Source organism: Caulobacter flavus (genome assembly GCF_003722335.1).
Taxonomy (GTDB): domain Bacteria; phylum Pseudomonadota; class Alphaproteobacteria; order Caulobacterales; family Caulobacteraceae; genus Caulobacter; species Caulobacter flavus.
Map to the genome: position 1 here is coordinate 5,266,146 of NZ_CP026100.1, position 13,844 is coordinate 5,279,989.

General features: G+C 70.7%; 11 protein-coding genes. 7 read left to right on the forward strand and 4 right to left on the reverse strand.

The annotated features are described in order from the left end of the window. Positions 1 to 20 precede the first annotated feature (20 nt). Both C1707_RS24105 and C1707_RS24110 read right to left on the reverse strand, forming a co-directional pair. Positions 21 to 836, reverse strand: coding sequence for a TrmH family RNA methyltransferase (locus C1707_RS24105; RefSeq protein ID WP_101713649.1), 816 nt, complete (start codon positions 834 to 836; stop codon positions 21 to 23). Between the two features lie 19 nt (positions 837 to 855). Beyond that, positions 856 to 2,112: an MFS transporter gene (locus C1707_RS24110; RefSeq protein ID WP_101713648.1), complete on the reverse strand. Its 1,257-nt coding sequence runs from the start codon at positions 2,110 to 2,112 to the stop codon at positions 856 to 858. A gap of 245 nt (positions 2,113 to 2,357) precedes the next feature. On the opposite strand from C1707_RS24110, the gene C1707_RS24115 reads away from it, so the two are divergent. The 3 genes from C1707_RS24115 to C1707_RS24130 all read left to right on the forward strand — a co-directional run bounded on the left by C1707_RS24115 (position 2,358) and on the right by C1707_RS24130 (position 6,526). Further along, positions 2,358 to 3,422, forward strand: a complete 1,065-nt coding sequence (locus tag C1707_RS24115) for a LacI family DNA-binding transcriptional regulator (RefSeq protein ID WP_101713647.1) — start codon at positions 2,358 to 2,360, stop codon at positions 3,420 to 3,422. A gap of 421 nt (positions 3,423 to 3,843) precedes the next feature. Then, on the forward strand, positions 3,844 to 6,039 hold the full coding sequence (locus C1707_RS24125; RefSeq protein ID WP_164467449.1) for a YadA family autotransporter adhesin: 2,196 nt from the start codon (positions 3,844 to 3,846) through the stop codon (positions 6,037 to 6,039). 7 nt (positions 6,040 to 6,046) lie between these two features. Further along, complete coding sequence (locus C1707_RS24130) at positions 6,047 to 6,526, forward strand: hypothetical protein (protein ID WP_145998399.1); 480 nt, start codon at positions 6,047 to 6,049, stop codon at positions 6,524 to 6,526. Positions 6,527 to 6,610: 84 nt separating this feature from the next. Here C1707_RS24130 and C1707_RS24135 read toward each other — a convergent pair whose 3' ends face one another. Both C1707_RS24135 and C1707_RS24140 read right to left on the reverse strand, forming a co-directional pair. Next, positions 6,611 to 8,158 (reverse strand): globin-coupled sensor protein, encoded by a 1,548-nt coding sequence (locus C1707_RS24135; RefSeq protein ID WP_101713643.1) that lies wholly within the window; start codon positions 8,156 to 8,158, stop codon positions 6,611 to 6,613. Between the two features lie 125 nt (positions 8,159 to 8,283). Continuing rightward, positions 8,284 to 9,819: an OpgD/OpgG family glucan biosynthesis protein gene (locus C1707_RS24140; RefSeq protein WP_101713642.1), complete on the reverse strand. Its 1,536-nt coding sequence runs from the start codon at positions 9,817 to 9,819 to the stop codon at positions 8,284 to 8,286. A 221-nt stretch (positions 9,820 to 10,040) separates the two neighbouring features. Between C1707_RS24140 and C1707_RS24145 the strand changes: the two genes are divergently transcribed. The 4 genes from C1707_RS24145 to C1707_RS24160 are packed head-to-tail and all read left to right on the forward strand — an operon-like array spanning position 10,041 to position 13,547. Beyond that, a complete protein-coding gene (locus tag C1707_RS24145; protein ID WP_101713641.1) occupies positions 10,041 to 11,156 on the forward strand; it encodes an MlaE family ABC transporter permease in 1,116 nt (371 codons plus the stop codon). Next, entirely contained in the window at positions 11,153 to 11,968 is an 816-nt protein-coding gene (locus tag C1707_RS24150) for an ABC transporter ATP-binding protein (RefSeq protein ID WP_101713640.1), read from the forward strand. Before C1707_RS24145 ends, C1707_RS24150 begins: the two co-directional genes overlap by 4 nt. After that, the gene (locus C1707_RS24155; RefSeq protein ID WP_101713639.1) at positions 11,968 to 12,906 is read left to right on the forward strand and encodes an MlaD family protein; all 939 of its coding nucleotides are present in this window, start codon (positions 11,968 to 11,970) and stop codon (positions 12,904 to 12,906) included. The genes C1707_RS24150 and C1707_RS24155 overlap by 1 nt, the downstream gene beginning before the upstream one ends. Then, the gene (locus C1707_RS24160; protein ID WP_240633809.1) at positions 12,903 to 13,547 is read left to right on the forward strand and encodes an ABC-type transport auxiliary lipoprotein family protein; all 645 of its coding nucleotides are present in this window, start codon (positions 12,903 to 12,905) and stop codon (positions 13,545 to 13,547) included. Before C1707_RS24155 ends, C1707_RS24160 begins: the two co-directional genes overlap by 4 nt. Positions 13,548 to 13,844 lie beyond the last annotated feature (297 nt).

Below are 13,844 nucleotides of genomic sequence, written 5' to 3' on the forward strand. Positions count from 1 at the left end.
CCGGTAACCGGTGGACAAGATCAGCCGCGCTCCGCGCCGCCGAACTTCAGGTGATGCAGCACGACGCCGCTGGTGGTCGCCACGTTCAGCGAGTCGAAGCCGCCCGCCATCGGAATGCCGATCCCCTCGGCCCGGGCGATGACGTCGGCCGACAGTCCTGGCCCCTCCGCCCCCAGCAGCGCCGCCGCCCGGGCCGGCGGATCGAGCCGCGCCAGGGTGCGCGTCGCCGAAGGGGTCAGGGCCAGCGGCGTGAAGCCCGCTCCGCGCAGCAGGTCGACGGCGTCCACGCCGCGCGCGATGTATCCCGTCGGCACGCTCAGGCTCGCGCCCACCGAGACCCGGATGGCCTTTCGGTAGAACGGGTCGCAGCAGTCGGCGTCCAGCAGCACCGCGTCGGCCCCGAAGGCGGCGGCGTTGCGGAAGATGCCGCCGAGGTTGTCGTGGTTGGCGATGCCGAACAGCGCCACCACCACCGCCCGCTCGGGCAGGGTCGCCAGAAGGTCGGCGGCCGGGATCGCCGCCGGCTTTCGGCCCACGGCCAGCACGCCGCGATGCAGATGGAAGCCGGCCACGGCGTCCAGCACCGCCTGCTCGACCAGGTAGACCGGCGTCTCGCCCGCCAGGCCGTCGAACACCGCCTCCAGCTTGTCGCGGCGCTTGGGATCGATCAGCAGCGATTCCACCCGCTGCGGAGCATCGCGCACGAAGGCCCGCAGCACCGTCTCGCCCTCGGCGATGAACCGCCCCTCCCGGCCGACCAGGTCGCGCTCCTTGATGTCGCGATAGGCGGCCACGCGCGGGTCGGCGGGGTCGGTGATGGTGACGAACTGCGGCACGGCGGATCCGAAAGGAAGACTACCGCACGCCCCGTATCGGAAGGATCGCCAGACCGCCAGCCATGGCCAGCCCGGCCGCCACCAGGAACAGCGCGTGATAGTCCGTCCGGCTGGGGCCCAGGAACCAGACCGCCAGCACAGGCGCCAGGGCCTGGGGCAGCGTGTTGGCCAGGTTGATGACCCCCAGATCCTTGCCGGCGTCGTCCTGCGAAGGCAGCACCTGGCTGACCAGCGCGACGTCGACGGCGTAGTAGCAGCCCGCCCCGCAGCCGAAGACCACGAAGCCGGCCAGCACCACCGCCCAGCCCGGCGTCAGCGAGAAGGCCACCATCGCCGCGGCCAGGATCATCGCCGCCCCGGCCGCGAACAGCTTTCGCCGCCCCAGCCGGTCGCTCAGCATGCCGAAGACCATGGCGCAGCCGACATTGGCCACGGTGGCCACGGTGGTCAGCAGGGCCAGCCCCTGCTCGGCCCGCTGGCCGGGGAACAGCGCCGGATAGTTCAGCGCGTCCTGCAGGTAGTAGAGCATGTAGCACTGGGTCAGGGTGATCGCGACCAGCACCATGAAACGGCTGATCCAGGCCAGGGCGAAGTCGGGATGCTTGCGCGGGTCGACCCACAGCCCCTTGAGGAAACCGGTCAGGCTGAACCGTTCGGCGGAGTCGGCGGCGATCGGCGGGTCCTTCAGGCGCAGGGCGAACGGCGCGATGGCCAGCACGAGGACCACGCTGATGGCGGCGTAGCGCGAGGCCTCCGAGGCCAGCAGCCCGCCGACCAGCACCGCCCCGGCCACCGCCCCGATCGGATGGCCAAGGCTGAGAAACGCCGCCACCCGCCCCTTCTGGGCGTCGGGCACGCGGTCGGGCAGCAGGGCCAGCAGCGCGGCGAACAGCATGTTGAAGGCCAGCTGGAAGACGATGACGCCGAGGATCAGCTCCAGCCGGCTGTCGGCCAGCATGATCGCGCCATAGGCCAGCACGGTGCCGACGAGGCCGATCAGCAGCCAGGGCCGCCGACGGCCGAAGCGCGAGGTCGTGCGGTCGCTGATCGCGCCGGCCAGCAGGTTTGCGATGCTGGCCGTCAGCGCGCCCCAGAACGCCGTCTGGCTCAGCACCAGGGCCTTCTGGGCCGGATCGAGGGCGGCGGCCTTCAGCGGCAGCAGCACCTGGATCAGGGGCATGAAACTGATGAAGGCGCCCATCTGGGCGAAGGTGAAGGCGGCGATGAAACTGGGCCGAACCGGTTCGACCGGCCGGCTGGCGCCGCTCCGCGACATGGCTGCTCCCTGTGACCGACGCGGTCATTGAAGCCGCCGCGTTCGCCTGCCTGGCGACCTTCGCCGCGCCGCCCCCGGCCGGCAAGGGGCGTTCCGGCCTGTCCCAAAGTTTTTCGTGGGTTTTTCCTGGCCGCCGGGGTCGCGTTCCGTGCGACAAATGCTCTAGGCTCAACGAAATGGTTGAGTCCGCGTCGGCGGACTCGGTTCGACGACTGAGTTTTGTTGGCGGGGGAAGCGACAGACCGATGGCCTCGGTGACCATCTACGACGTGGCGGCGCGCGCCGAGGTTTCGATCAAGACCGTCTCGCGGGTCATGAACAACGAGCCGAACGTGCGTCCGATGATGCGCGAGCGCGTGCTCGAAGCCGCCCAGGCCCTCGGCTACAGCCCCAATCTGTCGGCCCGCAGCCTGGCCGGCTCCAAGAGCTTCGTCATCGCCGTCTTCGTCGACGCCGCCCTGACCATCGACCACTGGCGCAGCGAGCGCGGCGCCGACTATCTGTCGCGCATCCAGCTGGGCGCCACGCTCCAGTGCCGCGACGCCGGCTACCACCTGCTGGTCGAGCTGATCGACCACGAGGCTCCGCAGATCCGCCAGGAGGTCGGCGCCCTGCTGGCCGCGCTGAAGCCCGACGGCGTGATCCTGACCCCGCCCAGCTCCGACAACGAAATCGTCCTCGAACTCCTCAACAAGGCCGGCACGCCTTACGTCCGCCTCGGCCCGGAAGAGGCCGACGGCCCCGGCCCCCGCGTCCACATGGACAACTTCGCCGCCGCCCGCGACGTCACCGAGCACCTGGCCGGCCTTGGCCACAAGCGCATCGGCTTCGTGGTCGGCGAGCCGCGCCACGGTGCCAGCCAGGCCCGTCGCCAGGGCTATCTGGCCGCCATGCAGGCCCGGGGCCTAGCCGTCGACGAGCGCTGGATTCGCCAGGGCGACTTCACCTTCCAGTCGGGCCACGACGCGGCCAAGGCCCTGCTGGCCCTGCCCGACCGCCCTACCGCCATCTTCGCCTCCAACGACGACATGGCCCTGGGCGTCCTGGCCGCGGCCGCCGAGGCCGGCGTCCTGGTGCCCGGCGAGGTGTCCGTCGCCGGCTTCGACGACAGCCCCAGCGCCCGCTTCTCGCGCCCGCAGCTGACCACCGTCCGCCAGCCCGTCGTCGAGATGGCCGAACTGGCCACCCGCCTGCTGATCAAGGGCCAGGTCAAGGGCGGCGCGGCCGGCGCCATGGCCGCGCCGATCGACGAGTTGCTGCCGTTCGAGCTGATCCACCGCGCATCGACGGCCCCGCCGCCGGTGGCTTAGCGCCGGATCCGCATCCTTCTGTCCAAGCCGCTTTCCCGAACGTTCCTGCTCGCGCGGGGACGGTCGATCCGGGACTGCGTTCGCCCGGCCATTGATCTGCACCGGGCCTGGGAACTTCCTGGCGATACGCCAGAAGCGCGGATCTCCATCATCCAGGCGACCCTGCCCCCCGCCAGCGAAGGCGCGGGCGGCGGCGCATGCATGCGCCTTCCGTCAGGCCCGGCCGGCGTCGACCGCCGCCTCCTTTTCGCCCCAATAGTTAAAGAACGCTGATATTTCGTTTTGCACGCATCGCGCAAGCACGTAACGTGACGGTTGAGGGTGGCGTTATCCATAACCGTTTGGGGTAGGAAAAATGAACCGCACTAAGGCTTTACTCGCCTCCACGACGCTCGTGGGAGGCGCGAAGCTTCTCGCGCTTATGGCTTCGATCGGCGTGTCGTGGGCAGTGACCGCCACGCCGGCCGCGGCCCAGTTCGTCTGCGCCGGCAGCGCGACGGGTTCGACGCCGGTGTCCGGCAGCGGGTCGGCCTCGGCCAACCAGCATGACGTCGTCTGCGGCATTTCCTCGGTCGCCCAGGGCGCGGCCACGGGCACGTCCGGCGGGGCAACCTCCATGGGCTTCGGCGCCTTCGCGCTGGGCGCCAACTCCACGACGATCGGCAGCTTCGCCGGCGCCTCCACCCCGGCCGCCGGGGTCACCAGCATCGGCGCGAACGCCAACGCCACCGGCGGCGCGGCGGGCACCTACAGCACCGCGATCGGCGCGGGGGCCGATCCCAACACCGGCAACCAGGTCATCTCGTCGGGCAACTACAGCGTCGCCATCGGCGGCGGCGACGGGGTCGGAGCCACGGCCGCGCGCTCGCTCGGCAACCTCAGCATCTCGATCGGCCCCAGCACCACCGCCTTCAGCACCAGCTCGTCCGTGGTCGGCTCCAACAGCTCGGCGACCGGCGACAACAGCGGCGTGTTCGGCTCCAGCTCCACCGTCAACGGCATCGGCGGCTACTCCATCGGCACGGGCAATACGCTGAACGGCGCCTCCAGCGCCCTCCTGGGCGCGGGCAACACCCTCAACGGCGGCAATACCGCCGGCTGGGGCGACAACGTCGCCGCCGTCGGCTCGAACAACGTCGTCGGCTCCACCGCCAGCAGCGCCGGATCGTCGGTGCTGGGCCACAATGCGACCGTGAACGGGGCCAACGCCGTGGCGATCGGCAGCACGACCACGGTGACGGGCGACAACGCCATCGCGATCGGCACGGGCGCCACCTCGAACGGATCGATCGCCATCGGCCAGGCCGCCGCGGCCGACTTCGGCAACACGGTGCTCGGCAACGGCGCCGCCGCCAACGCGGCGGCCAACGCCTCGGCGTTCGGCAACGGCTCGGTCGCCTCGGCGGCCAATTCGGTCGCCCTGGGCGCGGGCTCGGTGGCGGACCAGGCCAACACCGTCTCGGTGGGGGCGGTCGGCAGCGAACGCCGCGTCACCAACGTCGCGGCCGGCCTGATGGGTACCGACGCGGTCAATCTCAGCCAGATGAACACCGCGATCTCGGCCAGCGAGACCAGCATCCTCAACCAGATGAACACGGCCATCGCCGCCAGCCAGACCAGCGTCAACGGCGGCAACAGCGCGGGCCGGCCCCAGGCCAGCGCCACCGGCGACGGCGCCTTCGCCGGCGCCTACGGCGCGGAGGCCACCGGCCAGGACTCGACCGCCATCGGCAACAACGCCAAGGCCACCTTCGCCGGCGCGGTCGCGATCGGCGCGGGCGCCCAGGCCACGGCTGATCCCACCACGGCGGTCGGCACCCTGTCCACGGCCAGCGCCAACAACGCCTCGGCGTTCGGCGGCAACTCCACGGCTTCGGGCGAGAACTCGCTGGCCCTGGGTGAAAGCTCTACCGCCAGCGCCTTGGGCAGCGTCGCCGTCGGACGCGGGTCCAGCGCCAGCGCCGCCAACAGCGTCGCCCTCGGCACTGACTCGACCGCCACGCGCGGGGCGAACGTCGGCTATACCGCCTACGGCCTGACCGCCGCTCAGACCTCCGCCGGCGAGGTGTCGGTCGGCGCGGCCGGCGCGGCGCGCCAGATCACCAACGTCGCCGCCGGGTCGGCCCCGACCGACGCGGCCAACGTCGCCCAGGTGCAGGGCGCGGTCACCCTGGCCAACACCTATACCAACACCCAGGTGGCCGCGGCGGTCACCACCGCCAACACCTACACCAACACCCAGGTGGCGGCCGGCGTCACCACCGCGCGGACCTACACCGACACACAGGTGGCGGCCGCCAGGAGCTATACCGACCAGAAGTTCGCCGACGCCAACGCCTACACCGACAGCCGCTTCCAGGTGATGAGCGAGAGCAACACCAAGCTCCGCCGGCGCGCCGACAGCGGCACGGCGGCGGCCATGGCGCTGGCCGGCCTTCCCCAGCCCAGCTCGCCCGGCAAGAGCATCATCACGGGCGGCGTCGGCGCCTGGCGCAACGAGTCGGCCTTCGCCTTCGGCGCGGCGCACCGCTTCGACAGCGTCACCTTCCGGGTCGGCGGCGCCTTCGCCTCGCGCGGCGGCGGCGGCATGAACGCCGCGGTGGGCTACGAGTTCTAGGCCCGGGATGAACTCCAGTACCTGGTTGCGCCCTCTGCGGGCGTCTTTCCTGGCCCTGGCGTTGAGCGGTCTGGGCGGCGGCGCGTGCGCCGCCGCCCAAGCTGCGCCCAGCCTGGCGTCGGCACAGCAGACCGAAGCCGTCATCCTGACGCGATCGGCGCTCCTGGCGCTCGACCAGGCCAACAAGACCGGCAACTACACGGTGTTGCGGGATCTGGGCTCGTCGACCTTCCACGCCAACTCCGCCGCGAAGCTGTCGGAAGTGTTCGCCGACCTGCGCCGCCAGAACGTCGACATGTCCGCGACCCTGGCCCAGCCGCTGTCCTTCAACCCTCAGCCCGCCGTCGACGCGAAGGGACTGCTGCGTGTCGCCGGCGCCGTTCCCCTCGGCGCGCGCGTTCTCTACTTCCAGATCGCCTGGGCGCGCGAAGCCGGCGCCTGGCGGATCTACGGCATCGTCGTGACGGCCAGCGAGACGACGCCCTGAGCGGCGCCTGCCAAGGCTCGAAAGGAAAAGGGCGCGGTCCTCGCGGACCGCGCCCTTCTCATGTCTTCGGAGACTGAACCGCCCTCACCGCCCCGGGCGGGCGAAGGCCGCGACCTTGGCCCGGGCCGCGTGCACCGGGTGCTCCGGCTCGGCGTAGCGGGCCTGGGCGGGCTGGGCCGCGCCGCCGATGCGGAAGCCGCCCACGTGGTTGGCCAGGTCCGCCGCCTCGGCCCGCAGCGCGCGGGTGGCGTCGGTCGAGCGCTGGGCCATGGCGGTGTTGCGCTGGGTGACCTGGTCGAGCTGGCCGACGGCGCTGTTGACCTCGTTGAGGGCGCTGGCCTGCTCGTTGGCCGAGGCCGCGATCTCGTTGACCAGGCTGTCGATGGCGCCGACCTTGTCGACGATGCCGCGCAGGGCGTCGCCCGTCTGGCGCACCAGCTCGACGCCCTCGCCGACCTGGCGGCTGGAGTCGGAGATCAGGCTCTTGATCTCCTTGGCCGCCTCGGCCGAGCGCTGGGCCAGGGCCCGGACTTCCTGCGCCACGACCGCGAAGCCCTTGCCCGCGTCGCCGGCGCGCGCGGCCTCGACGCCGGCGTTCAGGGCCAGGAGGTTGGTCTGGAAGGCGATCTCGTCGATGACGCCCAGGATGTGGTTGACCTGGTTGGACGAGCTTTCGATCTGGCTCATGGCCTCGGCGGCGCGGGTCACCACGGCGCCCGAGCGCTGAGCCTCGGTGGCCGCCTCGCCGACGCGCGAGGAGACCTCGCGGGCGCTCTGGGCGGTCTTGGCGACGGTCGAGGTCAGCTGTTCGACGGCGGCGGCGGTCTCTTCCAGGGTCGCGGCCTGCTGCTCGCTGCGCATGGCCAGGTCGTCGGCGGCCGAGGCGATCTCGTCGGCGCCCGAACGGATGCCGCGGGTGGCGCGGTCGACCGCGCCCATGGCTTCGGCCAGGGCCGCTGCGGCCTGGTCGAAGTCGGACTTCAGGCTGACGAACTCGGGCGACAGGGCGCCGTCGACGCGGGCCGACAGGTCGCCGGCCGCCAGGCGCGACAGGGCCTCGCCCACCGCGCGCACGGCGTCGGCCTGGCGCTGCTCGGCGCTGGCGCGCTCGGCTTCCAGCTGGTCGCGTTCGTCCTGCAGCAGCTCCAGATAGGTCGAGATGGCCAGGTCCATGTCCAGCATGACGGCCTTGTTCAGCGCCACCAGGCCGTCGGCCAGGTCGCTGTCGTTCTTGGCGCTGGCGAACAGGCCCTTGGCCCGCTTTTCGACCATGGCGCGGATCAGCTTCTCGGCCACCAGGGCGTAGCCGCCGATGTACCAGCGCGGCTCCAGGCCGATAACGGCGTGAGCCTTGCCGATGCGGGCGACGTCCTGCTGGTAGTCGGCGCCGTAGTCGGCGTTGGCCAGGCGCCGCCAGTGCGAGGACTGGCGGCCCTGGGCGTTGCTGATGTGGGCGTCGCTCGAGAACATCCTGCGCGTCTCGGGGAAGGCCCGGACCTGCGCGTAGAACGAGTCCAGCGCGCCGTTGATCTCGGCGTCGATCACCGGCTTGGCGGCGCGCAGGGCGGCGCGATCCTTGTGGTCGAAGCGCATGAAGCTCATGCGCTGGTCGAGCTGGTTCTGCGCGCTCATGCCGACACCCCTGGTCACTGGAAATCCTGATCGGAAGAGCCGTGACGGCAATTCATTAACCAAGATTGAAACCCGGGCGGGTTCCTACGCAAAAGCCGTAAAACCAGCGCGCCTGCGGCGTCCGGTCACGCCGTCCAGAGGTAGCGCCAGGTCTCCGACACGGGCTTGCCGTCGCGGGTCAGGCGCAGGCTGAGTTCGGCCTGCCTGCCGGTCGGCTTGAGGCCGAACGCCGCCCGCACGGTGGCCGCCCGCGGATAGGGCGTGACGTTGCTCCAGGTGGTCTCGCCGCCCTTGGCCTCGATCTCCAGCTTCACCCCGTCCAGCCCGTCGGCCAGCATCGGGCCCGACAGGTCGATGGTGAACATCCGCAGGCCGTCCTGGGCGTCGGCGCCGGTGCGGGTGCGCACCACCCTCGCCTCGCCGTCGCCCAGCCGCTCGCCGCCCCAGTGCAGGCGGTAGGACAAGTCCACGCGCGAGCCGGCCTCCCAGGGGGCGTCGGGCCGCCAGAACACGGCGATGTTGTCGTCGCTCTCCTTGCGGGTGGCCAGTTCGGCCAGCACCACCGCGCCCTTGCCCCAGGCGCCGACGGGCTCGACCCACAGGCTGGGCCGCAGGTCGTAGCGCGCCTCCAGGTCGCCGTAGTCCTCCAGCCGCCGGGCCCGCTGCACCAGGCCGAAGCCCCGCGGGTTCTCGTCCTGGAAGTACGACAGGCGGTGGGCGGTCGGGTTGGTCAGCGGCCGCCAGATCTGCTCGCCGGTGCCGGTCAGCATGGCCAGGCCGTCGCTGTCGTGCACGGCGGTGCGGAAGTCGTCGCCGCGCGGCCCGTCCGAGACGTTGAACAGGAACATGCTGCTCTGGGCCGCCACGCCCATCTTCGTCATCTTCACGCGCGGGAAGATCGTGGCCGTGACGTCGAAGACGACCGTCTGGCCGGGCCGGATCACGAAGCTGTACGCCCCCGTGCAGCTGGGGCTGTCCATAAGGGCGTGGACGATCACCGTCTCGGCGCCGTCGGCCGGACGCTCCAGCCAGAAGCGCTCGAAGCTGGGGAACTCCTCGTTGGGCTCGCCGGCGCCGATCGCCAACCCGCGCGACGACAGGCCGTAGAACTGGTCGCGGCCCAGGCTGCGGAAGTAGCTCGCGCCCTGGAAGACGGCGATCTCGTCCAGCTTGTCGCCCCGGTTCAGCGGCCACAGCAGGCGCAGACCCGAAAAGCCGCCGATGGCCTTGGCCGCCCCGGCGTGCTCGCCCGGCACGTCGAACATCTCCGGATCGAACGGCACCGCCCGCGCCACGCCGCCCTCGACCTCGTAGATCGGGAAGACGCGGGGATAGAGGTAAGCCGGCGGGAAGAACTCGGCCCGGAACGGCGGCTGGCGGTCGGCCCACAGGGCGTGCTCGCCGCGGAATCGGATGCGGAAATATTCGTCGTAGGAAAGGCCCGCCAGGCCCTTGTCGCCGCCCGCGGCCGGCGCGCGATAGGGTTTTCTGGCCAGGCTCTCGGCCATGCCGCGCAGGATGTCGGGCGAAAACGCCTCGCCATCGTTACCCGTGGAGGACGGCGCGGTTTGCGCCGCAACAAGCCGAGGCAGCATGGCCATCAGCGCTCCGAGAGACAGCGTGCCGAGCGCGCCGCGCCGGCTGACAGAAGCAAATTCCATGCGGCCCTTCTATGCCGCGCGCCCGGGCGACGCTACAAACCGAGCGTTGGATTATCGCCAGTTGACGGCGTCTTTGCGGCGGCGCCGCATAAAGCTGCAAGCCTGTTTGTCCGTGTTCGGCCACGATCATGACGCAACAAGCTGCGCCTTGAAGCGTTTGAGCCGGCGACACTGTCCCTGCTAGGCTGGGCGTGCGTGGTAACGAGGGGTAAGCGCAGTAGATGGGCGTGCCGGCGGAATTCACCCTGGACGACAAGGACGGCGGCAAGTCCGTCGTGCTTTCCGGGGACTGGACGGCGCGCGGCATGGCCGACGCCGGCCTGCGACTCGCCGAGGCCATGAAGGGCTCCGAGTCGTTCGACCTCGACCTCACCGGCATGAACCGCTGCGACACGGCCGGCGCCTACGCCATCATCCGCGCCGCCGACGGCCGGCTGACCAGCGGCAACGTCAAGGCCCGTCCCCAGACCCTGCGCCTGCTGGAGCTGGTCGGCGAGGCGACCCAGGCCGAATGCCCGCCCGACAACCGCCTGCACGGCGTCGTCGCCCTGCTCGACCGCATCGGCCGGGGCCTGTTCGACCTGCTGCGCGACGGCTACGGCACGCTGATCTTCCTGGGCCACCTGCTGACCGCCATCGCCCGCTGCGCCGTCGATCCGCGCAAGATCCGCTGGGCGCCGATCGTCTCCCTGGCCGAGCGCGCGGGCCTGGACGCCATGCCGATCGTGGCCACCACCACCTTCTTCATCGGCGCGGTCGTGGCCCTGCTGGGCGCCAATCTGCTGACCGACTTCGGCGCCCAGGTGTTCAGCGTCGAGCTGATCGGCGTGTCGGTGCTGCGCGAGTTCAACATCCTGATCACCGCCATCCTGCTGGCCGGCCGCTCGGCCTCCAGCTTCGCCGCGGAGATCGGCTCGATGAAGATGAACCAGGAGATCGACGCCATGCAGGTCATCGGCGTCGACCCGTACGAGGCCCTGGTCCTGCCGCGCTTCGCGGCCCTCCTGATCACCATCCCGCTGCTGACCTTCGTGGCCACCCTGGCGGGCCTGGCCGGCGGCATCGTCGTGGTCTGGGTGGTGCTGGACCTGTCGCCCAGCTTCTTCCTGCAGCGGATGACCGACTATGTGGGCGCCACCCACTTCTGGATCGGCATGTCCAAGGCGCCGGTCATGGCCATGGTCATCGCCGCCATCGGCTGCCGCCAGGGCATGGAGGTCGGCAACGACGTCGAGTCCCTGGGCCGGCGCGTCACCGCCGCCGTCGTCCACGCCATCTTCGCCATCATCCTGATCGATGCGATCTTCGCGTTGCTCTACATGGAGCTGAACGTATGAAGACGGCGCACGCCCCCTCGCCCGCCCCGGCCGAGGCCGCCCCGCCGATCCAGGTCGACGGCCTGGTTTCGCGCTTCGGCGACAACGTCGTGCACGACGACCTCGACCTCACCGTCGAGCGCGGCGAGGTGCTGGGCGTCGTCGGCGGCTCGGGCACCGGCAAGTCGGTGCTGCTCAACAGCATCATCGGCCTGAAGAACCCCGACGGCGGCGTCATCCGCCTGTTCGGCGAGGACATGCAGGAAGCCTCCCGCCGCAAGTGGACGGCGCTGGAGCGCCGCTGGGGCGTTCTGTTCCAGCAGGGCGCGCTGTTCTCGAACCTGACCGTGCGCGAGAACGTCGCCGCCCCGCTGTTCGAGCACACCCGCCTGCCCAAGAGCGAGATCCTGGAACTGGCCGACCTGAAGATCGCCCTGACCGGCCTGCCGCCCCGGGCCGGCGCGCTGAAGCCGGCCGAGCTGTCGGGCGGCATGCGCAAGCGGGCGGGCCTGGCCCGCGCCCTGGCGCTGGACCCCGAGCTGCTGTTCCTCGACGAGCCCACCGCCGGCCTCGACCCGATCGGCGCGGCGGCCTTCGACGAGCTGATCAAGGACCTGTCCGACAGCCTCGACCTGACGGTGTTCATGATCACCCACGACCTGGACAGCCTCTACACCATCACCGACCGCGTCGCCGTGCTGGCCGACAAGAAGGTGATCGCCAAGGCCCCGGTCGAGGAGCTCGAGCACTCCGACCACCCCTGGATCAAGGAATACTTCCTGGGCCCGCGCGGACGCGCGGCCGGGAAAGCCGCTACGGCGAGGAGCCGCTGATGGAAAGAAACGCCAACTACGCCCTCGTCGGGGCGGCCTGCCTGATCCTGTTCATGGGTCTGGTGGTGTTCGTGGTCTGGCTGGCCAAGCTGCAGTTCAACAAGGACTACGACCTCTACGACGTGCTGTTCGTCGGGGCGGTGCGCGGCCTGTCGGAAGGCGGCGAGGTGCACTTCAACGGCATCAAGGTCGGCGAGGTCACCAAGATCGAGCTCGACAAGAGCGATCCCAACCGCGTCATCGCCCGCACCCGCCTGACCTCGGACGTGCCGATCCGCGTCGACAGCTACGCCACGCTGGAGCCGCAGGGCATCACCGGCGTCAACTACATCCAGCTGACCGCCGGCACCTCGACCAAGCCGCTGCTGAAGGACACCGTCAAGAGCGGCGAGGTGCCGATCATCCGCAGCCAGCGCAGCGCCCTGTCCGACCTGCTGGAAGGCGGCGGCACGGTGCTGACCCGCACCATCGAGGCGCTGGACCGCGTCAACCGCGTGCTGTCGGACCGCAACATCAAGACCTTCAGCGCCAGCCTGTCGGACGTCCAGTCGGTGACCGCCGAGCTGCGCGAGCGCAAGGAGATCATCGCCGACGCCCAGAAGGCGCTGCAGAGCATCGACGCCACCGCCCAGGAGATCGCCAACCTGTCGCGCTCGACGCAGGGCGTGGTCGACGGCGACGGCCGCAAGGCGATCAAGGACCTCGGCGCGGCCGCCGACGAGATCAAGCTGGCCGCCAAGGACGTACGCAGCATGGTCGGCCGCCTGGAAGGCCCGACCAGCGACTTCGCCTCCACCGGCCTGCCGCAGCTGTCCTCGGCCATCGTCACCCTGCAGTCGGCCGCCGAGTCCCTCGACCGCCTGGTCGGCGAGGTGGAGCAGAACCCGCGCGGCCTGGTGGGCAAGGCCCCGGCCAAGGAAGTGGAGATCAAGCCGTGAGCGCGTTCCTCAAGAAAACCGCCTCGGGCCTGGCCCTGGCCGCCCTGACGCTGGGCCTGTCGGGCTGCATCAGCGTGTTCCCCAAGACCGAGCCCTCGGGCATGTACCGCTTCGGGACCACCGCGCCGGCGGTCTCCAAGGGGCCGCCCGGGGCGATGTTCGGGGTGCTCAAGGCGCCGACCGTCTTCACCCGCCCCTCGGCCGGTGACCGCATCCTGACCACCAGCTCGGGCGGCGAGGCGGCCTATGTCGCCGGCGCGCGCTGGATCGCCCCAGCCAGCGTGCAGTTCGACGAGGCCCTATCGCGCGCCTTCGACGCCGATCCGGGCCGCGCCCGCCTGATCGGCCGCGGCGAGGTGGCCAAGGCCCAGATGGTCCTGCGGCTCGAGGTCCGCACCTTCGAGGCCGCTTATGTGAACGGCCCCAAGGCCCCGCCCGAGATCATCGTCCAGGTGCGCGGCGTCATCAGCCGCACCGGCGACCGCGCCCTGGTCGGCGACCAGGTCTTCGAAGCCAAGGTCAAGGCAGCAGACAACCGCGTCGGCCCGATCGTCGCGGCCTTCGACGAAGCCAACGCCAAGGTCATCGGCGACCTCGTCGGCTGGATCAACGCCGCCGGCGCCGGCCTGCCCAAGGAATAGGGCTATCCAATGGATCCTCCCCCTCTGGGGGAGGTGTCGCCAAAGGCGACGGAGGGGGGACGTTCTCAGCTTCCGAGACGTCGGCCAGCTTCCTCCCCCGCCGATCGCTACGCGATCGCCTCCCCCACAGGGGGAGATTCCTGGCTCCCGCACCCCCGCCCGTAAAATCCCCGCGAAAGCGGGGACCCAGGCGTTTTATCGTCGAGCGCCGAGGGCTTCAGAAAAAGCCTGGGCCCCCGCGTGCGCGGGGGTTTTACGGAATTGGGGATGGCCGGACGGGGATCCAGCCCCGTCCAT